Origin of the sequence: Sodalis sp. RH21 (genome assembly GCF_047324175.1) — a bacterium.
In the GTDB taxonomy this organism is placed as follows: Bacteria; Pseudomonadota; Gammaproteobacteria; order Enterobacterales; family Enterobacteriaceae; genus Acerihabitans.
Genome location: NZ_CP178732.1, coordinates 1,797,181 through 1,823,792 on the forward strand (window position 1 = coordinate 1,797,181; position 26,612 = coordinate 1,823,792).

At 58.8% G+C, this 26,612-nt stretch carries 24 protein-coding genes; 8 read left to right on the plus strand and 16 right to left on the minus strand.

Annotated elements, in window-relative coordinates:
• Positions 1-37: 37 nt before the first annotated feature.
• Positions 38-931 carry an AraC family transcriptional regulator gene (locus tag ACL2XP_RS08210; RefSeq protein WP_413738210.1) on the minus strand — a complete coding sequence of 298 codons (894 nt, stop codon included), beginning with the start codon at positions 929-931 and terminating at the stop codon, positions 38-40.
• A gap of 145 nt (positions 932-1,076) precedes the next feature.
• On the opposite strand from ACL2XP_RS08210, the gene ACL2XP_RS08215 reads away from it, so the two are divergent.
• Both ACL2XP_RS08215 and ACL2XP_RS08220 read left to right on the plus strand, forming a co-directional pair.
• Complete coding sequence (locus tag ACL2XP_RS08215; RefSeq protein ID WP_413738211.1) at positions 1,077-1,832, plus strand: SDR family NAD(P)-dependent oxidoreductase; 756 nt, start codon at positions 1,077-1,079, stop codon at positions 1,830-1,832.
• 150 nt (positions 1,833-1,982) lie between these two features.
• Positions 1,983-3,110, plus strand: coding sequence for an iron-containing alcohol dehydrogenase (locus tag ACL2XP_RS08220; RefSeq protein WP_413738212.1), 1,128 nt, complete (start codon positions 1,983-1,985; stop codon positions 3,108-3,110).
• Between the two features lie 75 nt (positions 3,111-3,185).
• On the opposite strand, the gene ACL2XP_RS08225 is transcribed toward ACL2XP_RS08220, so the two are convergent.
• From ACL2XP_RS08225 to ACL2XP_RS08235, 3 genes are read right to left on the minus strand one after another with little or no spacing between them, the layout of a single operon-like run.
• The gene (locus ACL2XP_RS08225) at positions 3,186-3,902 is read right to left on the minus strand and encodes a DUF554 domain-containing protein (RefSeq protein ID WP_413738213.1); all 717 of its coding nucleotides are present in this window, start codon (positions 3,900-3,902) and stop codon (positions 3,186-3,188) included.
• Positions 3,903-3,932: 30 nt separating this feature from the next.
• Complete coding sequence (locus tag ACL2XP_RS08230; RefSeq protein WP_413738214.1) at positions 3,933-4,523, minus strand: UbiX family flavin prenyltransferase; 591 nt, start codon at positions 4,521-4,523, stop codon at positions 3,933-3,935.
• 9 nt (positions 4,524-4,532) lie between these two features.
• Positions 4,533-6,065, minus strand: a complete 1,533-nt coding sequence (locus ACL2XP_RS08235) for a UbiD family decarboxylase (RefSeq protein ID WP_413738215.1) — start codon at positions 6,063-6,065, stop codon at positions 4,533-4,535.
• Between the two features lie 183 nt (positions 6,066-6,248).
• Here ACL2XP_RS08235 and ACL2XP_RS08240 point away from each other — a divergent pair, with 183 nt between their 5' ends.
• The 4 genes from ACL2XP_RS08240 to tauC all read left to right on the plus strand — a co-directional run bounded on the left by ACL2XP_RS08240 (position 6,249) and on the right by tauC (position 10,047).
• The gene (locus ACL2XP_RS08240; RefSeq protein ID WP_413738216.1) at positions 6,249-7,166 is read left to right on the plus strand and encodes a LysR substrate-binding domain-containing protein; all 918 of its coding nucleotides are present in this window, start codon (positions 6,249-6,251) and stop codon (positions 7,164-7,166) included.
• Between the two features lie 196 nt (positions 7,167-7,362).
• Positions 7,363-8,343, plus strand: coding sequence for a taurine ABC transporter substrate-binding protein (gene tauA, locus ACL2XP_RS08245; protein WP_413738217.1), 981 nt, complete (start codon positions 7,363-7,365; stop codon positions 8,341-8,343).
• A gap of 61 nt (positions 8,344-8,404) precedes the next feature.
• The gene (gene tauB, locus ACL2XP_RS08250) at positions 8,405-9,211 is read left to right on the plus strand and encodes a taurine ABC transporter ATP-binding subunit (protein WP_413738218.1); all 807 of its coding nucleotides are present in this window, start codon (positions 8,405-8,407) and stop codon (positions 9,209-9,211) included.
• Positions 9,208-10,047: a taurine ABC transporter permease TauC gene (gene tauC, locus ACL2XP_RS08255; RefSeq protein ID WP_413738220.1), complete on the plus strand. Its 840-nt coding sequence runs from the start codon at positions 9,208-9,210 to the stop codon at positions 10,045-10,047. The genes tauB and tauC overlap by 4 nt, the downstream gene beginning before the upstream one ends.
• Positions 10,048-10,080: 33 nt before the next feature.
• On the opposite strand, the gene ACL2XP_RS08260 is transcribed toward tauC, so the two are convergent.
• The 6 genes from ACL2XP_RS08260 to ACL2XP_RS08285 all read right to left on the minus strand — a co-directional run bounded on the left by ACL2XP_RS08260 (position 10,081) and on the right by ACL2XP_RS08285 (position 16,201).
• Positions 10,081-11,403, minus strand: a complete 1,323-nt coding sequence (locus ACL2XP_RS08260) for an aminotransferase class III-fold pyridoxal phosphate-dependent enzyme (protein WP_413738221.1) — start codon at positions 11,401-11,403, stop codon at positions 10,081-10,083.
• Between the two features lie 176 nt (positions 11,404-11,579).
• On the minus strand, positions 11,580-12,320 hold the full coding sequence (locus ACL2XP_RS08265; RefSeq protein ID WP_413738222.1) for an ABC transporter ATP-binding protein: 741 nt from the start codon (positions 12,318-12,320) through the stop codon (positions 11,580-11,582).
• On the minus strand, positions 12,301-13,335 hold the full coding sequence (locus ACL2XP_RS08270) for an ABC transporter substrate-binding protein (protein ID WP_413738223.1): 1,035 nt from the start codon (positions 13,333-13,335) through the stop codon (positions 12,301-12,303). Before ACL2XP_RS08270 ends, ACL2XP_RS08265 begins: the two co-directional genes overlap by 20 nt.
• Positions 13,317-14,444 carry an LLM class flavin-dependent oxidoreductase gene (locus ACL2XP_RS08275; protein ID WP_413738224.1) on the minus strand — a complete coding sequence of 376 codons (1,128 nt, stop codon included), beginning with the start codon at positions 14,442-14,444 and terminating at the stop codon, positions 13,317-13,319. Before ACL2XP_RS08275 ends, ACL2XP_RS08270 begins: the two co-directional genes overlap by 19 nt.
• A gap of 19 nt (positions 14,445-14,463) precedes the next feature.
• The gene (locus tag ACL2XP_RS08280) at positions 14,464-15,339 is read right to left on the minus strand and encodes an ABC transporter substrate-binding protein (protein ID WP_413738225.1); all 876 of its coding nucleotides are present in this window, start codon (positions 15,337-15,339) and stop codon (positions 14,464-14,466) included.
• Positions 15,340-15,388: 49 nt separating this feature from the next.
• Positions 15,389-16,201, minus strand: a complete 813-nt coding sequence (locus ACL2XP_RS08285; RefSeq protein WP_413738227.1) for an ABC transporter permease subunit — start codon at positions 16,199-16,201, stop codon at positions 15,389-15,391.
• 227 nt (positions 16,202-16,428) lie between these two features.
• Here ACL2XP_RS08285 and ACL2XP_RS08290 point away from each other — a divergent pair, with 227 nt between their 5' ends.
• Positions 16,429-17,592, plus strand: coding sequence for a cobalamin-independent methionine synthase II family protein (locus tag ACL2XP_RS08290; protein ID WP_413738228.1), 1,164 nt, complete (start codon positions 16,429-16,431; stop codon positions 17,590-17,592).
• A 63-nt stretch (positions 17,593-17,655) separates the two neighbouring features.
• A complete protein-coding gene (locus ACL2XP_RS08295; protein ID WP_413738229.1) occupies positions 17,656-18,954 on the plus strand; it encodes an MFS transporter in 1,299 nt (432 codons plus the stop codon).
• A 49-nt stretch (positions 18,955-19,003) separates the two neighbouring features.
• Here ACL2XP_RS08295 and ACL2XP_RS08300 read toward each other — a convergent pair whose 3' ends face one another.
• The 6 genes from ACL2XP_RS08300 to ACL2XP_RS08325 form a co-directional block, all read right to left on the minus strand.
• The gene (locus ACL2XP_RS08300) at positions 19,004-20,347 is read right to left on the minus strand and encodes an MFS transporter (RefSeq protein WP_413738230.1); all 1,344 of its coding nucleotides are present in this window, start codon (positions 20,345-20,347) and stop codon (positions 19,004-19,006) included.
• A 232-nt stretch (positions 20,348-20,579) separates the two neighbouring features.
• On the minus strand, positions 20,580-21,920 hold the full coding sequence (gudD, locus tag ACL2XP_RS08305; RefSeq protein WP_413738231.1) for a glucarate dehydratase: 1,341 nt from the start codon (positions 21,918-21,920) through the stop codon (positions 20,580-20,582).
• A 411-nt stretch (positions 21,921-22,331) separates the two neighbouring features.
• Entirely contained in the window at positions 22,332-23,138 is an 807-nt protein-coding gene (yfaU, locus tag ACL2XP_RS08310; RefSeq protein ID WP_413738232.1) for a 2-keto-3-deoxy-L-rhamnonate aldolase, read from the minus strand.
• 30 nt (positions 23,139-23,168) lie between these two features.
• Positions 23,169-24,467 carry an MFS transporter gene (locus ACL2XP_RS08315; RefSeq protein WP_413738233.1) on the minus strand — a complete coding sequence of 433 codons (1,299 nt, stop codon included), beginning with the start codon at positions 24,465-24,467 and terminating at the stop codon, positions 23,169-23,171.
• An 82-nt stretch (positions 24,468-24,549) separates the two neighbouring features.
• Positions 24,550-25,755 carry an L-rhamnonate dehydratase gene (gene rhmD, locus ACL2XP_RS08320; protein ID WP_413738235.1) on the minus strand — a complete coding sequence of 402 codons (1,206 nt, stop codon included), beginning with the start codon at positions 25,753-25,755 and terminating at the stop codon, positions 24,550-24,552.
• 33 nt (positions 25,756-25,788) lie between these two features.
• Positions 25,789-26,571, minus strand: coding sequence for an IclR family transcriptional regulator (locus ACL2XP_RS08325; RefSeq protein ID WP_413739115.1), 783 nt, complete (start codon positions 26,569-26,571; stop codon positions 25,789-25,791).
• Between the last annotated feature and the right edge of the window lie 41 nt (positions 26,572-26,612).

Genomic DNA, 26,612 nt, shown 5'->3' on the forward strand with positions numbered 1-26,612 from the left:
TCCTTACCGGAATCCCGGCGAGTGGAGCGGCTTTGGCTTAAGCCGGCCCCTCCGCCCAGCGCTTCACCGCCGCCGTGTCCCGTACCGGCGGCAGGCCGAACATGCGGCCATACTCCCGGGTGAACTGCGACACGCTCTCGTAGCCCACCGTAAACGCCGCGCTGCTCGCCGTCACGCCCTGCGACATCATCAGCCGGCGCGCCTCGATCAACCGTAATTGCTTTTGAAATTGCAGCGGCGTAAGCGACGTTACGGCGCGAAAGTGGTGGTGGAATGACGACGGGCTCATATCGGCGATGGCCGCCAGGCGCTCCACCGGCAGCGGGCGCATAAACTCGGCCCGCAGCACCGCCACGGCGCGCGCCACCCGCCGCGCATGACCCTGGGGCCAGCCGAGCCGGCGAATCGCCGCCCCGTGCCGGCCGGCCAGCAGCCAGTAATGCAGCTCGCGCACCAGTTGCCCATGCAGCACCGGCACCGATGCCGGGCGTTCCAGCAGGCGCATCAGCCGCAGCGCCGCGTCGGCGACCTCGGCATCGGTCGGCTCGGCCCGTACCGGCGGGCCATCGGCCGCCGGCAGCGCCTTCATCTGCATCGACAGATCCACGATTACCGCCGGGTCCAGTTCCAGCACCAGCGAGAGATAAGGCGCGTCGATGCTGGCGCACGTAATCTGGCTCACGGTCGGTACGTCGGCGGCGATCAGCAGCGAATCGCCGGCGTTGAAGATGAAGGTCTCGGCCCCCATCGCCACCCGCTTGCTGCCCTGTAGCACCAGGCAGACGAGCGGCTTGGCGATCGCGTGGACCAGGCCGCTGGGCGCGGTCGACCGGATAGTGGTCAGGCCGGGTATGGGCGTTTGGGCGAGGCCGGCCGGGTCGGCATACGCCTGCACATAGCGGCGGACCGCGTTAAGCAAGGTATCAGTCATGCCTGGATATTAACCCATTCCGGGACGACGCGCCTAGGCAAGCTGGAGGAATAGGCAAACAACGTCAAGGTTCCGGCAATCGCCATCGGCGCTCCGGCCGCTATGATGACGCTCCACGCCAAGCAACAGCCACAGGAGCTATCCCATGACCAAAATCGCCATCGTTACCGGCGCCAGCCGCGGACTCGGCCGCAACACCGCCCTTAGCCTCGCCCGCCGCGGCAGCGACGTTATCATCACTTACCAAAGCCGCCGCGCGCAGGCCCTGGCCGCCGTCGCCGAGATCGAATCCCTGGGCCGCAGGGCGGTCGCTATCGAGCTCGACGCCGGTAATATCGCCGGCTTCGCGCCGTTCGCCGAACTGCTGCGGGATACGCTGCGTGAAACCTGGCGGCGCGATACCTTCGATCATCTGGTGAATAATGCCGGCCACGGCGACTATGCCCTTATCGAACAGACCACCGAAGCGCAGTTCGACGGGCTGGTCAATGTGCACTTCAAGGGGGTGTTTTTTCTCACCCAGGCGCTGTTGCCGCTGATCGCGCACGGGGGCCGCATCGTTAATCTGTCCTCCGGCCTGACCCGGGTGTCCTATCCGGGCTATGGGGCTTATGCGGCGGTGAAGGCGGCGGTGGAAGTGCTCTCGGTGTATATGGCCAAGGAGCTGGGCAGCCGCGGCATCACGGTTAATACGGTGGCGCCGGGGGCCATCGAGACCGATTTCGGCGGCGGCGCCGTGCGCGACAACCCCGAGATCAACCAGATGTTCGCCGCAATGACCGCCCTCGGCCGCGCCGGCCTGCCGGACGACATCGGGCCGATGATCGCCAGCCTGCTGTCCGAGGATAATCGCTGGGTCAACGCCCAGCGCATCGAGGTCTCCGGCGGCCAGGGGATCTGAGGCACGGGTTTTCGCCGGATAAAACCGCCCGGCAAGTCCCCTTGGCGGGCGGCGGTGCGGCATCGTCGGTCCCCGCCGCGCCGGCGAAAAGGGTTGGTTTGCCCGGCAGCGCTGGATTATGCTGGGGTTTTAGCGCGCCGAGGAGAGAACATGACCACCAGCCTGATGATCGCCAACCGGCAAACCTGGTTCGGCAGCGGCAGCATCAATCAACTGATCCCTTTGCTGCAAGCCGACCCGCAACCGACGCTGCTGTTCAGCTGCCGCTCGTTCCTGGTGGGACCCGTATATGCGGGGCTGGCGCCAACGCTGGCGGGGCTGCTGGCCGGCACCGAAATCGTCAGCCATGAGGCGTCGCCGCAGGAAATCGACCGGTGGGTGGCCCGCTGGCGCGGCAAAGCGCGGCGCGTGGTGGCCATCGGCGGCGGCAGCGTGCTGGATGCCGCCAAGGCATTCGCCGCCCTGGCGGAGCACCCGCTGCCGACGCTGCGTTATATGGAAAAGGTGGGGGACAGCAAGGTCAGCGGCGCCACGCTGCCGGTAATCGCCATTCCCACCACCGCCGGGACCGGCAGCGAAGTGACGCAGAACGCGGTGATCACCGATACCCAGGTTAACCAGGTCAAGGCCTCGCTGCGCCATAATAATTTTGTGCCGCAGGTGGCCATCCTCGACCCGCAGCTGCTGGCGGGCGCGCCGGATACCGTGCTGGCCTATTGCGCCATCGATGCTTTCACCCATCTGTTCGAGTCCTATTTGTCGAACACCGCCAGCAGCCTGTCCCGCGAGATGTCGCTCACCGGCATCCGCCACTTTCTTGCCGCCTGGCCGGCACTAAACCGCAGCGGCGAGGCCCGCGAATCCATTATGCAGGCGTCCTATCTGGGCGGCCTGACGCTGAGCATGGCGGGGCTGGGGGTGATTCACGGCATCGCGGGGGAAGTGGGCGCCTTGCGTAATTACCACCATGGCCAGGTGTGCGGCCGGCTGCTGCTGCCATTCCTGGAACAATTGGCCTTAAGCGCGCAGCCGCAGCAACGGGCGCTGATGGCTGAGCTGGCCGTTCGCCTGCCCCCCGGCGGGCAGACCCACCCGGAACGCTATCTGGCCGACTTTATCACCCGCCATGCCATTGCTCCGTTCTGGCGGGACAATCTAGCGCTCAACCGGCGGGAACTGGCGGTTGTCCTGGAAAAATCCAATAGCAAGAATTCCTGGCTGGAGTACTCGCCGGCCCAGCGCCAGACGATGATCGAAGGGGCATTTCGCCTCGAATAAGCCGCGCGGACTGGATTCAAGGCGGTGCTGCGGCAAAATCCGCCGCATACCCACCCAACGCGGGCGGGGGAGCCGTCACACGATATACGTCGCCCAAATATAGGAGAACGGCATGACGAGCAATAGCCCGGGCAGCATATTGGCCACCGGGAACATTTTAATGCCGCAAATCCGCAGGCCCGTAGCGAACATGATCAGGCCTCCCGCCGCCGAGAAGTCCAGCATCATTTCCGGGGTGGTCATCGGCAGGATAAAAATGGCCAGCATGGCTAAACCGAGCTGGATGATTAACTGGGGCACGGCGATGACGACCACCGCGTAACCCAGGATGGTCGCGAAGATGGCCGCGGTGAACAGATCCAGAATGGCTTTGATATATAAGATTGACGGATCGCCGGTCATGCCTTCATGCATGGAACCGAAAATGCCGGTGCCGCTGGCGCAAAACAACACTAGAATCGCCACGAATTTATCCATGAATTCCTGGTGGGTCAGCCCCTGCGCCGGCGGCAGGATTTTGTCCACCAGCCCCCGGGTATAACCCGCCGCTTTCCCGATGCCTTTTTCCACATAGATAAGCTCGCCCAGCATGGCGCCCAAGATTATGGCCAGCACCACCGCCGGCATATACTTGACCTTGACGATCAGCATGATCCCCAAGCCCATGGAACACAGGCCGAACGTCATCGGCAGGGCGGTGCGGATGCGTTCGGGTAAGCGGGTGCTAAGCACGGCACCCGCCAGGCCGCCGATAACCACGGCGGCCCCATTAACATAAGGTCCAATTAACATGTAACATCCTTTGAGTTAACCCCTGCCGGTTTACCCGGCGGCGGTTTTGTTATGGGTGTCGTCGCCCCAGCGCGGCAGGTTTTTGACCTCGACCCCCAATAGGTCCAGGGCGCGTCCTACGCTATGGGTGATAATATCGTCCGGGGTTTGCGGCCGGTGATAAAGCGCCGGCACGGGCGGGAAAATAATGCCGCCCATTTCCGTCACCTGCTGCATATTGCGCAAATGGCCGAGATTAAGCGGCGTTTCCCGCGCCATCAATACCAGCCGGCGCCGTTCTTTTAGCACGACATCGGCCGCGCGGGTAAGAAGATTATCCGTCAGGCAATGGGCAACGGCGGCCAACGTGCGCATGGAGCAGGGCGCCACCAGCATGCCGAGCGTTAAAAAAGAGCCGCTGGCGATGGCGGCGCCGAGATTATTAATGGCATGCACTTTATCCGCCAGCGCCACGACGTCGGCTAAACGATAATCGGTTTCCAGTTCCCTGGTTTTCTCCGCGCCCGCCGAGATCACCAGATGCACTTCCAAATCCAGCTCGCTCAGGAGTTCCAGGGCTTTAACCCCATACTGAAAACCCGAGGCCCCGCTGATGCCGACAATGATGCGTCTGGTGGTCATGCCGGCCCCTTATTCAAAATCCGGCAGGAACCGTTTGATATCCACGTCCTTAAAGCGTGAACGTTCAAATTGCGCCTTAAGGCTGAAGGGAACCGTGCAATCGAAAATGGTCTTGCAGGACATGCCTTCTTGCAAAATGCTGGGGCTGTAGGCCGGCACCTGCGACGGGTCGAGGGGATGGCAGCGCACGCCGGGGATGAATACCGTATCCACATCGCCCTGGTAGCGGGTTTGCATGGCCCACAGCACATCGTCGCTATCGAAAATATCCACATCTTCATCCACCAGGATCACATGTTTCAATTCCGGGAAGGCGGCAAAAGCCAGCAGGCCGGCCTGGCGCTGCCGTCCTTCATCCACCGCGGCCGCTTTTTTAAACTGCATTACCGCCAGAAGCTTGCCGCCGCCCGCGGAGTGCGCAAAGACGTTGAGCAGCTTGCCCGGCATGGCCCGGTTGACCATATCCAGGATACTGGCTTCAGTGGGAATACCCGCCATATTGACATGTTCTTCCCCCGGGCCGATGGTGGTGCGCCAGATGGGCGAACGCCGGTGGGTCACCGCCGTGACTTTGATGACGGGCAGGGCCGCCTTCGCGCCGCCGGTATAACCGGGGAATTCGGGCATCGCTTTGCCGGTATTGGTGTTTTGATCTTCCCGTACCCGCACATCCGGCAATAATTGGCCTTCGATGACGATTTCCGCATGGGCGATGGCGCGTTCATTGATGGTTTGGCATGGTACCAACTCCACCGCGCGGCCGCGCAGCGAACCGGCGATGCTCAGTTCGTTAAAACCCAGCGGCGTGGTCGGCGGTTCGAAGCAGGCGGCGATTTCAATGGCCGGGTCCACGCCGATACTGATGGAGATCGGCAGGGGTTTGCCGGCGGCTTCGGCCTTTTGGCGGAAGGCATCGATATGGCGGCCGGGGGTCAGCCACATGGACAATTCGTCACGGCTTTGCACGCACAGGCGGTGGATGGTGATATCCGATTCGCCGGTGTCCGGGTCGGACGCGTAGCATAGGCCCATGGTCACGTAGGGGCCGGCATCTTCCGGCGTATTGGTGGGCGCCGGCAGCAGCGTGCGCAAGTCGAAACCGGCGTCGGTGGCTAGATGCACCACTTCCTGGCACAACGCGCCCCGGGCGTCGACCACGATGGGGTCAATGGGGGTATGCACCGACTCCTTTAATAAATGGCCGAGTTTTTCAGGGGCGCAGCCTAACAAATGCCCGACGCGTTTGCGCGATCCCACCAGGCCGATGGCGACGCTGATATCGTCAAAGCCTTTGATGTGATTAAACACCATGGCCGGTCCGTTCTTACGGGTAGGGCGCATGCAGGTGCCGCCGGCGCCGACATAGCGGTAGATGCCGGACAATTCGGCGTTGGGATCGACCGGCACATCGGTGGCGACCAGCTCATTGGGCAAGGTTTTCAGCAGTTCGAGGGCCGAACGCAAATCGTGGACCGGGTGGCCATTTTCATGACTATTTGGCTTGGCGTCGGACGGGCTTTGGCTGAGGTTATTAGCAGACATATTTTTTCCCTATAGGGCAATTATATTGTAATTTGATAAGGAAAATACGCCTATTTTAAAATGCCGGCGAATACCATTTTGGTAATATCTCTCATACCAAAACGGTTTTTTTCTTTGCTTTAGGATTGATGTGCGTCACTATCTGCGCATCGGGCAGGTATTAATCTATTCAGGGAGGTAATTATGGATCTCAAAAGGTTAAAATATTTCTGCGTTATCTTTGAACAAGGCACGATCAGCCAGGCCGCCCGTATATTGAATATGGCGCAACCGCCGCTGAGCAAACGTATACAGGAATTGGAAGAAGAACTCAACGTTGCGTTATTCCTGCGTCATGGCCGAAGACTGGAACCCACCGAGTCGGGTTATCATTTATATAAAAATGCCTGCGCCATTTTACGCGATGTGGAAGAGACCAAACGGGAAATCATCCTGATTGCAAATAGGGAAAGCCGCCTGTTACGCATTGGGCTCACCCATTTATTCCAGTCCTATTTCAAACCGTTGATCCTGAGATTGCACCAGCATAACCCGCATGTGGAAATCAGCGTTTCCGTTTCTGATTCCAGTAATCTTGAATCCCTGCTGCAAAATGGCCTGATTGATATCGCCCTGATCCAAAAACCCGCTCATAAAGAAGGCTATGATTGTATTTCCTTCGCTCCTATCGGCCTGGTGGCGGTAATAAATAAACAATTATCGCCGGAAATACCGTGCAGTCCGATTCCATTTTTAACCATTGGGAAATTTCCGCTGGTATTATTGCGCCGCTCCCGGGATGCGGGGACCTACGAATTAATCACCGATCATTTTCGTAAAGGCGGGGTTAATCCGAATATCATTATGAATATTTCACAGCCCGGCGTTATTCTCGACTGGCTGGAATCGGGCCTTGAAGCGGCCGCTTTACTTCCTTCCTCCGAGGTGGACCCCGAAAAACTGGCTAATTGCCATGTGGTTGAAATTATCTCTTCGCCACAGATTTTTTTCCCGGCGGTGGTGAAAATGTCGGTAGCGTCCTATATGAAAGAAATGATGGATATCGTTCAGGCCGGTTATCCTTTTCCGTCCAAGCCTATTGATTTTTCCGGCAAAGCATAGCGGAAAAAAATCGTTGCGCCTGATTTGGGTAACTCGCTAGATTAAACCTGGCCGGGTTACCTCTGAATGTCCGGCATCTCATTGCCGATATCGATGCCGATATCGATTTAACGCAGGCACCCTATCTAATAATCGCATTGCTTACCGGCTTATTTTTGTTGGGCGGAGGCGGGCTGTCGACTAAAAAAGGATATTTATGAAAATTGCTCTTTTTTCCCGGCGCTTATCCGCCGCGCTGATGTTGAGTCTATTGGCCGGCATGGCCCATGCCGCCGGTTTTACCGTCGGTTACCAAACTATCCCCAATCCGTCGCAGGTCGCGCAGGTTAACGGCGATTACGATCGGGCGACCCAGGCCAAGATTGACTGGCGTAAATTCGATGCCGGCGCCGAAGTGATTACCGCGGTGGCCTCCGGCGATGTGCAAATCGCCTATTTGGGGTCCAGTCCGTTTACCGTCGCCGCCAGCCGTAATTTGCCCATTGAAACCATTCTGATTGCATCGAATCTGGGCACCAGCGAAGCGCTGGTGGCGCGCAATGGTTCCGGCATCAACGGCCCGCAGGATCTGATCGGCAAAAAGATCGCCACGCCGTTCTCATCCACCAGCCATTACAGCTTGCTGGCCGCGCTGAAGCATTGGCATATCGACCCGCGCCAGGTGACCATTGTCAACCTGACGCCGCCCGCCATCAGCGCGGCCTGGCAGCGTGGCGATATCGACGCCGCCTATACCTGGGACCCGGCGCTGGGCGTCGCCAAAGCTACCGGCAAGGTGCTGATTACCTCCGGCGATTTGGCCAAATTGGGGGCGCCTACCTTTGATATCTGGCTGGTGAGAAAGGATTTCGCGCAATCCCACCCGGATGTGGTCAAGGCCTTTGCCAAAGTCACCCTCGACAGTTACCAGGCGTTTTATAACGATCCCCAAGCCTGGCTGGCGAATAAACGGAATATCGATACGCTGGTCAGGGTAACCGGCGCGAAACCGGAAGATATTCCCGGCTTGCTTGAGGGTAATAGCTATCCGCTGGCGGCTGAACAGAAAACCGCCCTGGGGGCGCCGATAACCAAGGGAATCAACGATACCGCGTTATTTCTGAAAGAGCAGGGGCGCATTGATTCGGTACTGCCCGATTATTCCCCGTTTGTCACGGCCGCGTTTATTCCTCAATAAACCGTCGGTATGCGCCGGGCGTCCGCGGCCCGGCGCATAAGCAACCGGCGACGGGAGGGTTATGACCCAATTGATTTTAGAGCATGTCGCCGCCCATTATCCGGAATCGCCGCGGCCGGTATTGCAGGATATCTCGTTTAGCCTGGGCCCGCGGCAGCTTTGCGTGGCCGTAGGCCCTTCCGGCAGCGGCAAAACCACCTTGCTTAATCTGATCGCCGGGTTTATCTCCCCGAGCGGCGGTTCCATTACCCTGGACGGCAAACCGGTCACCGGACCGAGCGCGGAGCGCGGCGTGGTATTCCAGGATGACGTTCTGCTGCCCTGGCAAAACGTGTTGGAGAATGTCGCCTTCGGCCTGAAGCTGGCCGGCGTTCCCCGCCGGCGGCGGGAAGAGCGCGCGCAACAATTACTGGCCCTGGTGGATCTGGCGGGCTATGAAGCGCGCGGCATCTGGCAGTTATCCGGCGGGCAAAAACAGCGGGTCGGCATTGCCCGCGCCTTGGCCGCCCAGCCGCGGGTCCTGCTGCTCGATGAACCGTTCGGCGCCCTGGACGCGTTTACCCGCGAGCAAATGCAGGAGTTGCTGCTCCAGGTCTGGCGGCGCACGGATACCCCCGTGTTCTTGATTACGCACGATATTGAAGAAGCGATTTTTTTAGCCACCGAATTGGTGCTGTTATCGCCAAATCCGGGGCGGATCATCGAACGCCTGCCGCTGGAATTCAGCCGCCGCTACGCCGATGGGGAAAGCGCCCGGGCGCTGAAATCCGATCCGCTGTTTATCGCCACCCGCGAACATATCCTGGCGCGGGTGTTCGCCACCCGCCACGCGCGCGACCCTCAGCCCGACTATGGTACCCAGCGATGACCCATTCCCGCCATGTTGATAATCAAACGCCCGCCGGCCCGGCGTCCCCGGCAAGCGCCGGGAAAAAACCGCTACCCTTGAGCGTATTGGGCGTCATCAGCATCGGTAGTCTGGTGTTGATCTGGTGGCTGGTGACCTGGCTGAAATTCATCGATCCGCTATTTTTGCCCTCGCCGTGGGCGGTGATCGGCAAGTTGCGCCAGGTGGCGGTGACCGGCTATCTGGATGCCACTCTCTGGCAGCATCTATGGGCCAGTTTGCAGCGTATCGGCATTGCCCTGGTCGCCGCCTTGTTTACCGCCATTCCCTTAGGCATCGCCATCGGCCGCTACCGGGTGGCGCAGGGACTGTTCGACCCGCTGATTGAATTTTACCGGCCCATCCCGCCGCTGGCCTATTTGCCGCTGATAGTCATCTGGTGCGGGATCGGCGAACTGTCGAAAGTATTGCTGATTTACCTGGCGATTTTCGCGCCGGTGGTGATTGCCACCGCCAATGGGGTGCGCAGCGTCGACCCGGCGAAAATCAGGGCGGCCCAGTCCCTGGGGGCCACCACCAGGCAACTGACCCGCTATGTGATTATTCCCGCCGCGCTGCCGGATATCTTGACCGGTATCCGTATCGGACTGGGGGTCGGCTGGTCGACGCTGGTGGCGGCGGAGCTGATTGCCGCCACCCGGGGATTGGGGTTTATGGTGCAGTCGGCGGCGCAATTCCTGGTGACGGATGTGGTGATCATGGGCATTTTGGTGATTGCCGCGGTGGCCTGCCTTATGGAAACCGGCTTACGTTATATACAACGTAGGTGGGTGCCGTGGCACGGCCGTTTCCACTAACCTGGAACGTCGGCCGGCACGTAGATCCGTCCCCTAGGGCCGGATCGCCGCCAGCACCCCGGCGAGGATGTCGAATAGCCGATCGATCCGCTCGGGCGAGCTTACCAGTATCGGCGCGATAATCAGCGCGTCGCCGGTGGACTTCAGGTGCAAGCCCGCATCGAATAATTGTTTTTGCACCTCATAGCCCCGTTGCCCCGGTTTAGCCGCCGGCGCCAGGTCGATTCCCCCCAGTAAACCGTAACCGCGGATATCCGTTACCAGGGGCAAATCCCGCAATGCAAATAAGCGCCCCAGGAAATGATCGCTTAGCGCCCGGGCGGCGGTAAACACCTGTTCCCGCTGATAAATCTCCAGCGTGGCCAGGGCCGCGGCGCAGGCCACCGGATGCGCGCTCCAGGTGTAACCGTGGAAGAACTCGATATCCTGCTCGCCGGCCCCGTTGATAATGCTGTCGTAAATTTCCCGGCTCACCGCCACGGCGCCCATCGGCAACGTGCCGTTGGTGAGGGCTTTGGCCAGCGTGATAATATCCGGCCGGACATTAAAGGATTGGCTGGCGAACGCCTGGCCGGTGCGGCCGAAGCCGCAGATGACTTCATCCAGAATCAGCAGGATGTCATGCCGATCGCAGATCTGGCGCAGCCGTTCCAGATAACCCGCCGGCGGCACCAGTACCCCGGTGGAACCGGCAATGGGTTCCACCACGCAGGCGGCGATGTTTTCCGCCCCATGGCGTTCGATCGGCGCGAGCAGATCGTCGGCCAGAAAGTCGCCGTACTTGGGCTGGCCGCGGCTGTAGCGGTTTTCCGCCAGCCAGGTATGGCGCATATGCACCACCCGCGGCCCGCCGCCGTCAAAGCCCCGCCGGTTATTGGGCAGTCCGGACAGGGCGACCCCGCCGAAATTAACGCCGTGGTAAGCGCGCTCCCGCGAGACGAAGATGTTGCGGCTGCCGCGTCCGCGCGACCGGTGATACGCCAGGGCGATTTTCAGCGCGGTGTCCACCGCCTCCGAACCGGAACCGACAAAAAATATCCGATCGAGGCCGGACGGCAGCAGCGCCGACAAGGCTTTGGCGGCGGCGAACGCCCCCGGATGGCCGCGATAAAAGCTGGCGGTAAAATCCAGGGTCAGCATTTGCCGGTAAACCGCCCCGGCGATGTCTGCGCGCCCGTGGCCCAGGGCCGACGCGAATAGGCCCGAGACGCCGTCCACTATCTCCCGGCCGTGCGGATCGTAATAATATTCCCCTTGCGCGCGGGCGAATAATTTCGGCGCGCGGCGAAAATCTTTATTTGGCGTAAACGGCAGCCAAAAATTATCGTTGATAATATCCTGATAGCGGGTGGTCATTATTTTTACCGAAGCGGGGGGCTCATCTGCCATAAATTGTCGCGCGCCGCGCCAAACGAAGGCAGCGCATACCCATAGCCAGTAGGTAATGTATTGGGTCCGGCGCACGCGCGCCAACTGATATATCCGGCTTTTCAAATGCATTAAACGGCTATATAGGCGCGCAACGGCCACGATCAGGCGGGGGGCAGATCCACATTCACCCCCAAATGGGACAGCAATTCGGTTTTTAACCCATCCAGCACCGGATGGGTCATGCGCCGGGGGCGGGCAATATCCACCCGGACGTTGGCCACAATCCGGCCGGTATCCAGGATTAATACCCGATCCGCCAATAACAGCGCCTCATCCACATCATGGGTCACCAGCAGGACGCCGGGCTGATGGCGCCGCCACAGATCCAGCACCAATTTATGCATGCTAAGGCGGGTCAGCGCATCCAGCGCCCCGAACGGTTCGTCCAGCAGCAATAATTCCGGCTCGCGGGCCAGCGCCCGGGCCAGCGAGACGCGCTGGGCCTGGCCCCCCGATAGGGTTAGCGGCCATACGCCGGCCTTGTCGCCCAGGCCGACCTCGGCCAGGGCGTCCCGGGCCACCCGCTCGCGGTGTGCCACTTTCAGGTTGAGCACCACGTTACGCCACACCCGCAGCCACGGATACAGCCGCGGCTCCTGGAAGGCCACCGCCACCGAAGCCGGCATAACCAGCGAATCGGCGCGATACCCTTTATCCAGACCGGCCAGGATACGCAACAGAGTGGATTTCCCCGAGCCGCTGCGTCCGAGCAGCGCCACGAATTCGCCGGGAGCGATGTCCAGCGTCACGCCGTGCAGCACCGGCGGACCGCCGGCGAACTGGCGGGACAAGGACCGGATTTTTACGCCGTCCATGGGATTTTCAGCCTGGTGTAATGACATTATAAACGGTGCCCGTTACGTCGATCGGTTGTTTGGTCAGTCCATAACGCGTATAAAAATCGGCTATTTCCTGGAATTCCTTCAGCACCGATTCGTCCGCGGGGATGATGGTCGACGGGGGAATGCGGCGGATGATATCGGCCACGTCTTTCGGCACGCCCGCTTTCTCATTCAGCTCGGCCACCAGATCCGGCTTCGATTGCACGGCCTGGGCCTCCTGGCGCATCGCATCATACACGGCGCGCACCAGCAGGGGATGCTCCTGGGCAAAACGGCGCGTGGTGACATGGACATTACGGTTGAGCGAACCGATATCGCTGGCGTAGACCACCACCTGCGCGCCGGGTTCGGCCTGGCCCATGGCAAAAAATTGCTCCCACACCGCCCAGGCGTCCACCTGGCCTTGGGAGAACGCCGTGGCGGCGTCGGTGGGGCCGAGATAGACCACCTGCACTTTTTCCACCGGGATCTCATGACGGGCCAGCGCCAGGCGCAGTAGGTATTCCCCGGTGCCCCCCTGGTTGACCGCCACTTTTTTACCCACCAGGTCGGCGACGGTTTTTATTCCGCTGGCGGCGGTGGCGACAATGCCCTGATCCTTGCCGGAACTGTGTTCGACCGCAAACACCACCAAATCCTTTTCACCGTCGGCGGCGGTCAGAAACGAAGTGGAACTGCCGCTGCCGATATCGATACTGCCGCCGCGCAACGCCTCGGCGGTGGGCACATAGGCGGGAAAAGCCGGTTTCCAGTCAACCGAGCCGCCCACCGCTTTCACCCGGGCGTCAATCAAGCCGTCCAACTGCGCCAGCGTCAGAAAATTGAAGGCCTGCAGCGGCGAAATCCGCGCCACCCCCTGGTCGGATGCCGCGCTGGCGGATTGCGCGCGGGCGGCCCGGGAGCCGGCGCCAAGCCATAGCGCCGCCGCGCCGGCGCCCAATGCGCCGATAAATTGCCGCCGGCTGGTGATGATTCTGCCGGCCGGGGTCTTGTGCTTCAAACCAGATTTTTCCATGCGGTATCTCTTTCTTTAGTCCAAGCGGAAGTGACGCCCTGTTCGGTTTTGCGGGCCACGGGCAGATGGGGCAATACCAGTTCGGCGAACCGGTAGGCTTCTTCGAGCAGCGGCATGCCGGAAACGATAAATACGTCAATGCCGGCATCGCGGTAATCTTGCATGCGCGCCAGGACCTGGCGCGGGCTGCCGACCAGGGCCGTGCCGGGCCCGTGGCGGACCAGACCGATGCCCGACCAAAGATTCGGGGCGATTTCGAGTTCGCGCAAATCGCGCGGCTTTTGGCCGCGGTGCAGCGCCGACATCCGCTGCTGGCCGATGGAATCGATGCCGGCCACATAACGTTGGGCGCCGGCGATGGATTTTTCATCCATATGGTCATACAGATCTTGCGCGGCGGCCCAGGCGGCCTCTTCCGTATCGCGCACGATGACATACAGGCGGATGCCGAACCGGATTTTATCCGCCCGGCCGTATTTGGCGGCCAACTGGCGCACTTCGCGTATCTTTTCCTGCGCCTGTTGCGGGGTTTCGCCCCAGGACAGGTAGGTATCGATATGCTTGGCGGCCACTTCATGGGCCGCTTTGGACGAACCGCCGAACCATAACGGCGGGATCGGCTGCTGGTAAGGCGGCAGGGGCAGGCCGGCATCCACGACGTGAATATATTTGCCTTTGAAGGTCACCGTTTCGCCGCGCAGCAGCGCGGTCAGCACGGTAAGATATTCGTCGGTATAGGCGTAGCGTTCATCATGGCTTAAATGCACGCCGAACTGCGCCATCAGTTTGGCATCGCCATTTACGATGTTCACCCGCAGCCGGCCCTTGGAAAACCGATCGAATGTGGCGATCATTTTCGCCAGCAGCGTGGGCGAGAGCAGCGGCGGGTGCGCGGCGATCAGGTGCTGGAAATCATCGGTATAAGGGATCAGCGAGGCGCCCTGCACCCAGGCGTCGTGCGCGCCGGTGGCCAGGAGGGCGCCGGTGAAGCCCAAATGATCGACGGCGCGGGCCAATTGCTGGAAATAGGGGTAGGTCAACGGCCGGGCGCCGTCCGCCCGCCAGGGATAACGCCCGTCCGGGCCGGTCAGATACCATAAAACGTCCATACAAAGCTCCGGGAGTCAGTTAATTGATGGCGGCGCGCGCGAAGCGGTAGGTAACCGTGTCGCTGATATCCCGCGCGGCGCTAAGCAGGCCGAATTTGGCGAACAGATCCGCGTGGGATTGCTGTTCGGCCAGGAAGCCGGCGTCCGGCGGTTCGACCCCCCAGGGGCGCGCGGTGAGCGCCGGCAGCCATTGGTCGGCGCTGTTGCCGTTGACGCCGTCCAGCAGCCGGGCCGCCTCGGCCGGGTCGGCCGCGGTGGCCCGGTCGGAGGCAATCAGCGCCTCATAGAGAATTTTTACCGCGCCCGGCCGTTCCCGCAGGACGTCATGGGTGCCCCAATAAACGGAACGATTGGAGAAATTATCTCCGGGGCGCGCCAGCACGCGCAGCGGGGACTTGGCCGCCAATTGCGAATACAGCGGATCGGTGGTCACCATGGCGTCCAATAGCCCGGCGGTCAGCGCGTCGCCCGCCGTCGCCGGCAGCAGCTCCACCGCGTTCACGTCGCGCCAGCCCAGCCCGGCCTGGTCCAATTCCGCCGCCAGAAATTGCTGATGCCAGGAAATGGGCATCAGGGCGATATTTTTCCCGGCCAGATCCCGCAGGTCGCGGAAGGGCGAATCGCGCCGAACCACCAGGCCGCCGTTTTCCGGGCGCGGTCCCGACATGCCGAATACCGCTACCTTCAACCCCAGGTCCCCGGCCAATAGGGGCGGGGTGGCGCCGGTGCCGGCCAAGTGGATCGCCCCGAGACGGACCAGCGGAAGGGTTTGGGCGCCGGCGCTATGGATAAAAAAAGTTATGCCCGCCTCGCGCAGGGCCTCCACCAGGGATTTCCTGCGGGCCAGAATCGAGAGCGAGAGGTTTTGCGGGTGTGCGCCGACAACGACTGTCATAAATTTTTCCTCGGATCGGATGAATGAAATGGCGTGACGCGCAGGGAAATCAGCCGGTATAAACGACCCGCCAGCACAATAACCACCGTTCCAGCAGACGCACCAGGTAGTCGGTGGCCAACCCCAGGACGGCGTACAGGCAAACGCAGACCATCATGATATCCGTGCGCACAAACTGGCGGGCGGACGTCAGCAGGAAGCCGATACCGGAGTTCGCTCCCACGGTTTCGCCAACGATAATGGCGATCCATCCCAGGGCCAGGGCAAAGCGCAGCCCCAGCAGCAAGGTGGGCAGGGCCGCCGGCAATAACACCTGCAAAGCGATGGCCACGCGGCCCATGCGGGCGACGCGGGCCACCTCCACCAGCTTGATATCGACATTGCGGATGCCGCCAAAGGTATTGACATAAAGCGGCACCATTACGCCGAGCGCCACCAGCAGGATTTTGGGCGTTTCGTCGATGCCGAACCACAGGATGAACAGCGGCACCAGCGCGGTGAACGGGATAGTGCGGATCATTTGCATGGGTTTATCGAGGATATCTTCGCCCAGCCGGGAGAATCCGGCGATCAGCCCGGCCGTCAACCCGACGCTTATTCCTAGCAAGGCCCCCCAAAATACCCTGGCCAGGCTGACCCACAGCGCCTGGGGCAAGGTGCCGTCCAGGGTTAATTGCCATGCCCGGATAATAATGCGGTCCGGCCCCGGCAGCGAACGCGCGCTGAGATAACCCGTAGCGGAAGCGATATACCAGATAAGCACCAATAGCAGCGTGGACAGCCATCCGCGGCTGCAATGCCATAGCGACCGGGCGGCCAACGCCCTGGGCGATGTGGAAATTGCGGCCCTTTTGTTAATCATGGTTGTCATAATATGAAGTCGTTTGTTAAATCCATGACGGGACTATATGATCTTAGCGTTGATCTACAAACATCAATTCTTGATAACCATATGAGATAATACGTAAAAGAAAATGGCGCGCGCCGCCGTTTGGTTCGCGGCCGCAATCATGCGCCGGAAGGCTTTGCAAACTCCGGATGCCATAGTAAGGTAATTTCTCACCCATTTTTAACCTGAGCTAAAGGGTAATGATGTCCACACCGCAAGGCACTGAACGTATTTTGACCACCCATGTCGGCAGTCTTCCTCGTCCCGTGAAATTACTGGATTTGATGAAGGCGAATATCGAAGGCGAAGAGAATCAGCCGGAGCTGGAAAGCTGCATCACACAAGCGGTGATCGAGTCGGTTCAGCAGCAGGTCGACGACGGTATCGATATCGTCACCGACGGGGAGCAATCCAAGGTCGGTTTCTTTGCGTATGTCCGCGACCGCATGAGCGGATTCTCACCGCGTCCTGGGCAGCGATATGCGGCTTTCGACGCCGAAGTCGAGGCTTTCCCCGAGTATTACCAGCACTATTTCGGCGCGGCGATGCTCGGCGGCAATCTGGTGCCCTTTGTGCCGGTGGCCTGTACCGGCCCGATCGTTTATCACGGGATCGAGCAATTGCAACGGGATCTGGCTAACCTGGCGCTAGCGCTGGGTAAAGCGGGCGCGCATTCCGCTTTTATCCCGTCCGTGGCGCCCACCGGCGTGGGCAGCAATGAGTTTTACGCCAGCGAAGCCGACTATTTGGCCGCGGTGGCCGACGCGCTGCGCGTCGAGTATAAAGCGGTGATTGATGCGGGCTTCAGCTTGCAAATCGACGATCCTTTCCTGCCCGATCTGTTTGCCGATCGCACCCTGGACAATCCGGCCATTCATCGCAAAGCGGGCCAGTATGTGGAGATACTCAATCACGCGCTGCGCGGCCTGCCGCAGGAAAAAATCCGTTATCATACCTGCTACAGCATTAACGAAGGCCCGCGTATCCACGATGTGCCCTTTGCCGAGTTCGTGCGTTATATGCTCGATATCAATGCGTCGGACTATTCATTCGAGGCCGGCAATGTACGCCACGAACATGAATATCACCTCTGGGAAGAGGTCAAGCTGCCGGCGGGTAAGCGATTAATTCCGGGGGTGATCTGCCATGCCAGCAACACCGTGGAACATCCGGAGCTGATTGCCGAACGGCTGATTCGCTTCGCGGAACGCGTGGGACGCGACAATGTCATCGCCGGGGCCGACTGCGGTTTTTCTTCGCAGGCCACCTATCATACGGAAGTCCATCCTACGGTGGTGCGCGAAAAATTCCGCGCCATGCGCGCGGGCGCGGACCTCGCCAGTAAAAAGCTCTGGAAGAAATAAACGGCCGCGCGGTCGGCCTGCTGCGCGCCATCCTGTTCCGTAACGGTTTATTGAGAGGTAAACATGCCGCACGCCGACGCCAGGGCGTTACGTTCCCACAAAAGAGCGCTGCTCGCCGGGTCGGTGGGCAATTTTATCGAGTGGTATGAGTTTGCCGTTTACGGGTTTTTGGCCACCATCGTTGCGAAGAATTTTTTCAAGCTGGAGGGCGAAAGCGATCTTACCAGCCTGATTTTGACTTACGCCTCGTTTGCCGTGGCGTTTTTCTTTCGTCCGCTGGGGGCCGCCGTGTTCGGCCGCATCGGCGATCGCATCGGCCGCAAGCCTACGCTGATTTTGGTGCTGGTGATGATGACGCTGGCCACGGCGCTGATCGGCCTGGTGCCCGTGTATGCCGGCATCGGCGTGGCGGCTCCGCTGATCGTGACGCTATTGCGTATTTTGCAGGGTCTGTTCGCCGGCGGGGAATATGGCGGCGCGGTGGCGCTGATGACCGAAATCGCCCCGCGCGGCAAGCGCGGCCTTTACGGCGCCTGGCAGTCGCTGACGGTGGCGCTGGGGCTGTTGGCCGGCGCGGGCGTCATTGCCCTGCTGTCCGGTATCCTTGGGCAGGCGGCGCTCGAAGCATGGGGCTGGCGCATTCCATTTCTGCTCGCGTTGCCGATGGGGCTGGTCGCGCTATGGCTGCGCATGAGCCTGGAGGAAACGCCGGCGTTCGTCCGGGCGCAATCCGCCCGTACGGCGACCGCCGCGCCGCCGCGGGGCGAGGTGTTTAAAGCCATCTTTCTGGGGATCGGCCGCGTGATGGTGTGGTCGGCCGCGGGTTATACCTTTTTAGTGGTGATGCCCACCTACCTGCAATCGGTGCTGCACACCGGTTTTCACGCCGCGCTGATTATTGCCGTCCTGTCCAATGTGGGGTTCGCCCTGACCATTATCCCCGCCGGGATACTCAGCGATCGCATCGGCCGGCGCGCGGTGATGGTGACCGCCACCCTGATCCTGCTGGTGCTGGCGTTCCCGCTGCTGAAGGTGCTGCAACACCCCGGCGACTCGCTGCTGGTCAAGGGGCTGGCCGTCCTGATCGCCGGCGGGGCGGTGGGGTTGCTGGCCGGCCCTGGCCCGGCGATGCTGGCCGAAATGTTTCCTACCCGCATGCGCTACACCGGCCTGGGGCTGGCGTATTCGCTGTCCAATGCGCTATTTTCCGGTTGTGCCGGATTAATTATCACCTCGCTTATCCAGCAAACGGGCAACCATGATATTCCCGCCTATTACGTGGCGGTCACGGCGGTTATCAGCCTGTGCGCGCTGCTGACGCTCGATAAAAACGACCATATTAAACAGCTGGATGAATTTTAAACCGCGGGCGATTATCCTGGGCCGGCCGCCAATCCTGGACTGGTCCAAGTTAACTTACGGGTTTTAATACAATGCGCTTGATATCCTGCACGATAAACAGGTAGCTGCACACCGCCACCAGGGCATGTATCCCGACATAGACCAGCGCGCCCTTGAACGAACCGGTAACGCCGATAATGTAGCCGATGGCGATCGGGGTCACGATGCCGGAAATATTGCCGAACATATTAAACAAACCGCCGCTCAGCCCGCTGATTTCTTTAGGGGCGGTATCCGCCATGACCGCCCAGCCCAGCGCTCCCAGGCCTTTGCCGAAGAAGGCGAAAGCCATCACTCCCACCACCATCCACTCGGTCTCGATGTAGTTGCAAAAGATCATCGACATTGACAAAAACATCCCGATGACGATGGGGGTTTTGCGCGCGAAGGTCAAGGAGTTGGTTTTACGCATCAGGAAGTCGGAGATCACCCCGCCGAGCACCCCGCCCAGGAAGCCGCAAATGGCCGGCACCGACGCCAGGAAACCGGCTTTTAAAATCGACATGCCGCGTTCTTGCACCAGGTAAACCGGAAACCAGGTAATAAAGAAATACGTCAGGGCGTTGATGCAATACTGCCCGAGATATACGCCTACCATCATCCGCGACGATAGCAGCTGCTTGACCTGCCGCCATTTCTCGCCTTTGACCGCCGCGCGTTTCTCGCTTTTGGCATCGATATTTATCAAGGCGCCGCCGGCTTCCATATATTCAAGCTCGGCTTGGTTGATGCCGGGATAATCCCTGGGATCGTGAATAACTTTCAGCCAAACGAAGCTGAGCACGATACCCAGGCCGCCCATAAAGAAAAACACATGGGACCAGCCCACCGCATGGGTCAGCCAACCCATAATCGGGGCAAAAATCACCGTGGCGAAATATTGCGCCGAGTTGAATATGGATACCGCGGTTCCGCGTTCCTGCGCCGGAAACCAGGCGGCGACTATTCTACTGTTGCCGGGAAAAGAGGGGGCTTCGGCCAATCCCACCAGAAACCGCAGCATAAACAGCGAAACCACAATGGCGGCGCCGCTAAAAATATCGACAAACCCTTGCAGTAACGTGAATAATGACCAAACGAAAATACTCCAAAAATAAACGCGCTTGGAACCAAAGCGGTCAAGCAGCCAGCCGCCCGGTATTTGGCCGATGACATACGCCCAGGAGAAAGCGGAAAAAACATACCCCATCCCTATGGCGTCCAAGCCGATTTCTTTGGACATTGCCGAGCCGGCGATGGACAGCGTCGCCCGATCGCCGTAATTAAACGAGGTAACAATAAACAGCATTACCACGATCCAATAGCGTTTATTGGTTCTTTTGGTTGCAATTGTTGCGGAAGTTACCGTATCCATAAAAACTCCTGAATCATAGTAATGTATTGTCTTCATTGCAAATAATTAATAACAACTATTTGAATGAAAATATTAACTTAGCTAGAAATATTTACATATTACTCAGCAACCACAACAATCTGCCTGCATCATTAAACAAGGTAAATATAAAAAGGCTTGGTTTTATTTACGATAAAACGGAATTTTTTTTGCTCCAGGTAACACGCCTGGAGCAGAATGAAAGCGATGGTATTTAGCGAACTAAACAAGGTCGCTTATTATCAAAGGTCCAGTTAGGGATGAGATATTGCATTCCCATCGCATCATCACGGGCGCCCAAACCGTATTTTTTATATAACTCATTGCCCTTTATGACTTGATCCATATCGATTTCAATGCCCAGTCCGGGTTTTTTCGGCACTTCGACCATGCCGCCGACGATTTGCAAAGGCTCTTTGGTCAACCGCTGATTGCCTTCCTGCCAGATCCAGTGGGTATCGATGGCCGCGATTTTACCCGGCGCCGCGGCGGCCACATGGGTGAACATGGCCAAAGAAATATCAAAATGGTTGTTGGAGTGCGAACCCCAGGTCAGGCCGAATTCATGGCACATTTGCGCCACGCGCACCGACCCCTGCATGGTCCAGAAGTGCGGGTCCGCCAGCGGAATATCAACCGACTGCAGGCTAAGGGTGTGCGCCATTTGGCGCCAGTCGGTGGCAATCATATTGGTGGCGGTGGGCAACCCGGTGGCGCGCCGGAATTCAGCCATGATCTCGCGCCCCGAAAATCCCTGTTCCGCGCCGCAGGGGTCTTCCGCATACGCCAATACGCCGCGCAGCTGTTTGCCCAGGCGTATGGCTTCTTCCAAAGACCAGGCGCCGTTAGGGTCCAACGTAATGCGGGCCTGGGGAAAACGTTTGGCCAGCCCGGTGACCGCCTCGGCCTCATCGCTGCCGCACAGCACGCCGCCTTTGAGTTTAAAATCATTAAAACCATATTTTTCATAGGCCGCTTCGCCCAGGCGGATTATCGCATCGGCGTTCAGCGCCTCTTCGTGGCGCAGCCGATACCAATCGCAAGGGTCGCCGGGCTGGCTTTGATAAGGCAGATCGGTCTTGGCGCGATCGCCGACATAAAACAGATAGCCCAGCATTTCAACGGCGTCGCGCTGCTGGCCATCGCCGAGCAGCGAGGCCACCGTGACGTTCAGGAATTGACCTAATAAATCGAGCAAACCCGCCTCGATACCGGTTACCACGTGGATCGTGGTGCGCAGGTCAAAGGTTTGCAGGCCGCGGCCGCCGGCATCGCGATCGGCAAATTGATGACGGACCTGGTTGAGGATATTTTTATATTCGCCCAGCGTCTTGCCCACCACCAACGGCTTGGCATCTTCCAGGGTTTGCCGGATCTTTTCGCCCCCCGGGATTTCGCCGACCCCGGTGTGGCCGCAATTATCAGTCAATATCACGATGTTACGCGTAAAAAATGGCGCATGGGCGCCGCTTAAATTGAGCAGCATACTGTCATGGCCGGCAACGGGAATAATTTTCATCGACGTGACGGTCGGCTGGGAAGTCTCTTGCGCCATGTAAAAGTCCCTCAAGGTTCGTTTAAACAGTGACGAATAATGGGTGAGTAAATCGACGTAGATTAATACGCCGCAGCGGTTTTTTTAATAATCGCCACGTTACTCATTTTTAAAATTGTATAAAAGTATAGGGGTGGGAAAATCAAAAACCATCAGACAGATAAACAAAATTACGCGGGTTAAGATTTTTTTTTGTGTGCATCTGCCCGGATGAATGCGTTGCCGATCACATATTTTTTTGAATATATAGCGGCGTTGATCCGGCATTGCCCAGGGTATAAAACTGCGGTGGATTAAATGAATTTCAGGGTGGAATGCCACCCGCCAAAAATTAATCGCAGGTTTTCCCGGATTATAATCGGCAAGATAAAAGCCCGCCCCGGTTTCCCCTGGCGGGCTTGGCTAGCCGATTCAATAATTGCTTTTCCCCGGCGCCGCGGTCCATGAAGACTGGCGGAACAGTTGCAGCCGATGGTCCAGCGCTTCGGTATACAGCATGGTATCCACCCCGACCGCCACGAAATTGGCTCCCCAGCCGATGGCTTTCCGGGCCATGGCGGGATCGACCGCCAGGAAACCGGCGGCCTTGCCGGCCTGGCGAATACGCTCGATACTGCGCTGGATAATGGCCTGGACCTCAGGATGGTCGGCCCGGTCGGGGTATCCGAGGGACGCCGACAGGTCCGCCGGGCCGATAAATACGCCGTCGATGCCTTCCACCGCCAGGATGTCATCCAGATTATCCAGCGCGGTCTTGCTTTCAGCCTGCACCAGCAGGCACAGTTCGTCATTGGCCTGGCGCATATAGTCTGTTACCCGGCCCCAGCGCGCGGCGCGGGCCACGCCCGCCCCCACGCCCCTTACCCCTTGCGGCGGATAGCGCGTCGCCGCCACCACCGCCCGCGCCTGCTCCGCCGTATCCACCATCGGGATCAGCAGTGTCCTGGCACCGATATCGAGTACCTGTTTTATCAGCGCCCTCTGTCCTTCCACCGGGCGGATCACCGCCTGGCTGCGGTAAGCGGCGATGGCCTGCAACTGATGGTGGAGATCCTGGATGGTATTGGGCGCATGCTCGCCGTCGATCAGCAGCCAGTCGTAGGATGACGTGGCGGCGATTTCCGCCATATAGGCCGAGGTGGTGCTCAACCAAAGCCCAATCTGCACCTCGCCCCTGAGTAATCCCGCCTTGAAGGGGTTGGCTAATATCTCTTTCATGAAATGCCCTTATTCAATTTCAATGATGGCTTATTTGCCCGATACGCTATTGATACGATTTATGCCGGGATGGGTTTTAGTCACTTTCAGCGTCATGATGCCCAGCGCGCCGATGATGGCGATCGCGGCCAGGGTCAGCAGGCCCGCCGAGCCGGAACCGAAGCCGGTTTCGGCCTTAACCCGGATAATCGGGGCCAGAAAACCGCCCACGGCGCCGAAGAGATTGATAAAGCCGATGCCCGCCGCCAGCGCGGTGCCTGACAGTATTTGCGTCGGCATGGTCCAGAACACCGGCTGCACGGCGATAAAACCCACCGCCGCCACGCATAGCGCGGCGATGGCCAGGATTGGGCTGACCAGCCCCGACAGGCCGATGCCAAAACCCGCGCACAGCAAGGTCAATGCGGCAACATTACGGCGATCGCCGGTACGGTCGGAGTAGCGGGGGATATACCAGGTGCCGAACAGGGCGGCGACCCATGGAATGGCGGTGACCACCGAGGCGGTGAAGCCCACCTTGGTACCGATTAATTGCGCCACCTGGGTCGGCAGGAAGAAAATCAGGCCATAGACCGCAATCTGGATGGTCATGTAAATCAGCGCCAGTTGCCATACGCGTTTATTGGCCAGGGCATCGCGAAAGCGCGACGTGGTTTTTTTCTGGTCTTCGCTGGCCAGCTGCGCGGCCAATACCTGTTTTTCTTCCGCGCTCAAAAACCGGGCTTTTTGCGGATTATCATCCAGATAGAAAAACGTAAATATACCGGCGAATACCGCCAGCAGCCCCTCGATGCCAAACATCCAGAACCAGCCTGCATGGCCCATGAAACCATGCATTTCCAATAACGCGCCCGACAATGGCGAGCCCAGCGTCAGCGCCAGCGGCGCGCCCATATAAAATAACCCCATGATGCTGGCCCGGTTATTTTGCGGGAACCATAATGATGTGAGATAAATCATGCCGGGGAAAAATCCGGCCTCGGCCGCGCCTAATAGGGTCCTGACCACCAGAAATTTGGTTTCGGTATCGGCAAAACACATGGCGGCGGATAATAAGCCCCATAATACCGTGGTGCTGCCGATCCAGGTGCGCGCGCCGAACTTACGCATCAGCAAATTAGCCGGGACGCCTAAAAATGCGTAAACCAGAAAGAAGATACCGGCCCCCAAGGCATAGGCTTCGTTACTGAGACCGGTATCTATTTGATAGGTTTCTTTAGCAAAACCAATATTTGAGCGATCCAGGAATGCCAGAATATATAACGCCAGCATAAACGGAATTAGCCGGGCGCGATTTTTTTTAACCACGCGATCAAGAATTGTGCTCATAGCAGGGCAGTCCTCAGCAGAGGTTATTAATAATTATCTTGACCGGCGGGTGAATAAAGCCGGTCAAGATATTACCGGTTAATTAATGGGTAAAGGGGCGTTGTAATTGGCATTCCCGGTTAAGTTCTACGCCGAACCCCGGTTTATCCAGCGCCGATTTTTTGATACGGCCATTTTCCGGTACCGGCTCATCGAGCAATAGCGGGTCGAATTGCGGCCGCAGGGTTGAGCAGTCCGGGCTGGTCATCAGGAATTCGCTGAACGGCGTATTGGTAAAAGTGATCACCGCATGATGGGAATACACCGACGATCCATGGGGAACCACCAACTGGCCGCGGGATTTGGCGATGGCCGCAATCTCCACCAGGGTGGTCAGTCCGCCGCACCAGCCCACGTCGGGCTGCATGATATCAATGCCGGTTTCCGACAGCGTCCTGAACGACTGCAGGGTGCCGTGATGCTCGCCGCTGGTGACCATCATTCCCGGCGGGGCGTTGCGTTTGAGTTCGCGATAGCCTTCATACTGCTGCGGCGGCAGGCATTCTTCGATCCATTTCAGATTATAAGGGGCGCAGGCATGGGCCAGCCTGGTGGCGTAATTCACATCCTGGCTCATCCAGCAGTCCAACATCAGCCAGAAATCCGGTCCGCATTTTTCGCGGTATTCCGCCACCATGGCCGCGTCTTTGCGAATGCCGGCATCGCTGTCATGGGGGCCCCAGTGCGTCGGCATCTTGCCGCCGATAAAACCCATGGACTGCGCCAGATCCGGGCGGGCGCCGGTGGCATAAAATTGAATTTCATCGCGCACCGCGCCGCCCAGCATTTGATATACCGGCAGGCCGACCACTTTGCCAAACAGATCCCACAGCGCCAGATCGACGCAGGAAATGGTGTTCATCACCACGCCGCCCGAACCGGAATAATACAGCGTGGCGCCGAGCATTTGATCGTGAATCAGTTTTATGTCGCTGACCGATTTACCTTCGATAAAACGATTGAGATGCTTTTCGACGATAAAACAGCCCATTTCGCCGGCGGTGGAAATGGCGAAACCGATCTGTCCGTTGTCGGCTTCCACTTCCACCACCAGCGTGCCCAGTACATTGATGCCGAACGACTGGCGCGATTGCTCATATTGTTTATATTTGCTCATGGGCGTCGCGATATGATCGTCAATCCAATGTTGGCCGCTTTGATCGTGGTAATCGCCGCCGCCGCCGCTGGTGGCCGCGGTGGCGCCTCCGCAGAACCAGGCGCGGACGCTTTTTATTTTAGGTAGGGTCATGGTTTATTTCTCCAAATAAGACGAGACGGAATGTCAGGAAGCCTTGCGTTCAAAAGGACTTTCCCAACCCAGTAGCCGGGAAATATCTTTAGCGCAGGCAATCGCTTTCCCGGCAAAGAAGTCGCGGTTGTCCTGATTGATTTGCAAGCGGGTGCCCACCAGGGAAATTGCCGCGGCCAAGTCCTGGCGGGCGTTAAATACCGGTGCCGCCACGCAGCGTACGTCGGTATAATCTTCGCCATTGTCAAAACTCCACCCTTGGCGGCGAATATTCTTCAACTCGTTTTTCAGCGCGATAATACCGGTAATGGTGGTAGGCGTTTTGGCGATAAATTCAATATTGTTGATGATTTTTTCCTGCTGTGCTTCCGTTTGCCAGGCGAGCAGACATTTACCGATGCCGGACCGGTATAAAGACAGGCTTTTACCTTCATGGGATCGCACGCTGATAGTCGAGGTGGATTCTATTTTAAGAATATAATAGGCATTTTCCTCATCAATAATACCGAGATGACATAGCAGGCCTGTCTCTTCCATTAATCGGGTAAGGCGGTTTTTAGCAATATCGCGTAAATCCATTTTACCCAGCGCCTGGCCGGATAATTCCACCAGCTTGGTCCACAGGCAATAATTATCGCGGCCATCGATGGAAATAAAGCGCTGCTTTTTTAACTCCGCCAGCAGGAGATAGGTGGTACTTTTGGGTATGCCTAATTCAGCGATGATATCCGCCGCCGGACAGGGGCCGCGGCGTGCAATCATATTAAGTATTTCGATGCCGCGGGTTAAGGCGGGTACTTTGCTTGATTCCATTATACTGGACTCCGGTCTCGCTCAATGGAATCAATGTTGGCTGA

Coding starts and splice junctions, on each gene's coding strand:
- tauC (WP_413738220.1), top strand. CDS start 9,208: ATGACCCATTCCCGCCATGTTGATAATCAAACGCCCGCCGGCCCGGCG.
- ACL2XP_RS08300 (WP_413738230.1), bottom strand. CDS start 20,347: ATGGATACGGTAACTTCCGCAACAATTGCAACCAAAAGAACCAATAAA.
- rhmD (WP_413738235.1), bottom strand. CDS start 25,755: ATGACCCTACCTAAAATAAAAAGCGTCCGCGCCTGGTTCTGCGGAGGC.
- tauB (WP_413738218.1), top strand. CDS start 8,405: ATGACCCAATTGATTTTAGAGCATGTCGCCGCCCATTATCCGGAATCG.
- ACL2XP_RS08260 (WP_413738221.1), bottom strand. CDS start 11,403: ATGACCACCCGCTATCAGGATATTATCAACGATAATTTTTGGCTGCCG.
- ACL2XP_RS08295 (WP_413738229.1), top strand. CDS start 17,656: ATGCCGCACGCCGACGCCAGGGCGTTACGTTCCCACAAAAGAGCGCTG.
- ACL2XP_RS08270 (WP_413738223.1), bottom strand. CDS start 13,335: ATGGAAAAATCTGGTTTGAAGCACAAGACCCCGGCCGGCAGAATCATC.
- ACL2XP_RS08285 (WP_413738227.1), bottom strand. CDS start 16,201: ATGATTAACAAAAGGGCCGCAATTTCCACATCGCCCAGGGCGTTGGCC.
- ACL2XP_RS08225 (WP_413738213.1), bottom strand. CDS start 3,902: ATGTTAATTGGACCTTATGTTAATGGGGCCGCCGTGGTTATCGGCGGC.
- tauA (WP_413738217.1), top strand. CDS start 7,363: ATGAAAATTGCTCTTTTTTCCCGGCGCTTATCCGCCGCGCTGATGTTG.
- yfaU (WP_413738232.1), bottom strand. CDS start 23,138: ATGAAAGAGATATTAGCCAACCCCTTCAAGGCGGGATTACTCAGGGGC.
- gudD (WP_413738231.1), bottom strand. CDS start 21,920: ATGGCGCAAGAGACTTCCCAGCCGACCGTCACGTCGATGAAAATTATT.
- ACL2XP_RS08220 (WP_413738212.1), top strand. CDS start 1,983: ATGACCACCAGCCTGATGATCGCCAACCGGCAAACCTGGTTCGGCAGC.
- ACL2XP_RS08210 (WP_413738210.1), bottom strand. CDS start 931: ATGACTGATACCTTGCTTAACGCGGTCCGCCGCTATGTGCAGGCGTAT.
- ACL2XP_RS08240 (WP_413738216.1), top strand. CDS start 6,249: ATGGATCTCAAAAGGTTAAAATATTTCTGCGTTATCTTTGAACAAGGC.
- ACL2XP_RS08280 (WP_413738225.1), bottom strand. CDS start 15,339: ATGACAGTCGTTGTCGGCGCACACCCGCAAAACCTCTCGCTCTCGATT.
- ACL2XP_RS08315 (WP_413738233.1), bottom strand. CDS start 24,467: ATGAGCACAATTCTTGATCGCGTGGTTAAAAAAAATCGCGCCCGGCTA.
- ACL2XP_RS08290 (WP_413738228.1), top strand. CDS start 16,429: ATGATGTCCACACCGCAAGGCACTGAACGTATTTTGACCACCCATGTC.
- ACL2XP_RS08230 (WP_413738214.1), bottom strand. CDS start 4,523: ATGACCACCAGACGCATCATTGTCGGCATCAGCGGGGCCTCGGGTTTT.
- ACL2XP_RS08215 (WP_413738211.1), top strand. CDS start 1,077: ATGACCAAAATCGCCATCGTTACCGGCGCCAGCCGCGGACTCGGCCGC.
- ACL2XP_RS08275 (WP_413738224.1), bottom strand. CDS start 14,444: ATGGACGTTTTATGGTATCTGACCGGCCCGGACGGGCGTTATCCCTGG.
- ACL2XP_RS08235 (WP_413738215.1), bottom strand. CDS start 6,065: ATGTCTGCTAATAACCTCAGCCAAAGCCCGTCCGACGCCAAGCCAAAT.
- ACL2XP_RS08265 (WP_413738222.1), bottom strand. CDS start 12,320: ATGTCATTACACCAGGCTGAAAATCCCATGGACGGCGTAAAAATCCGG.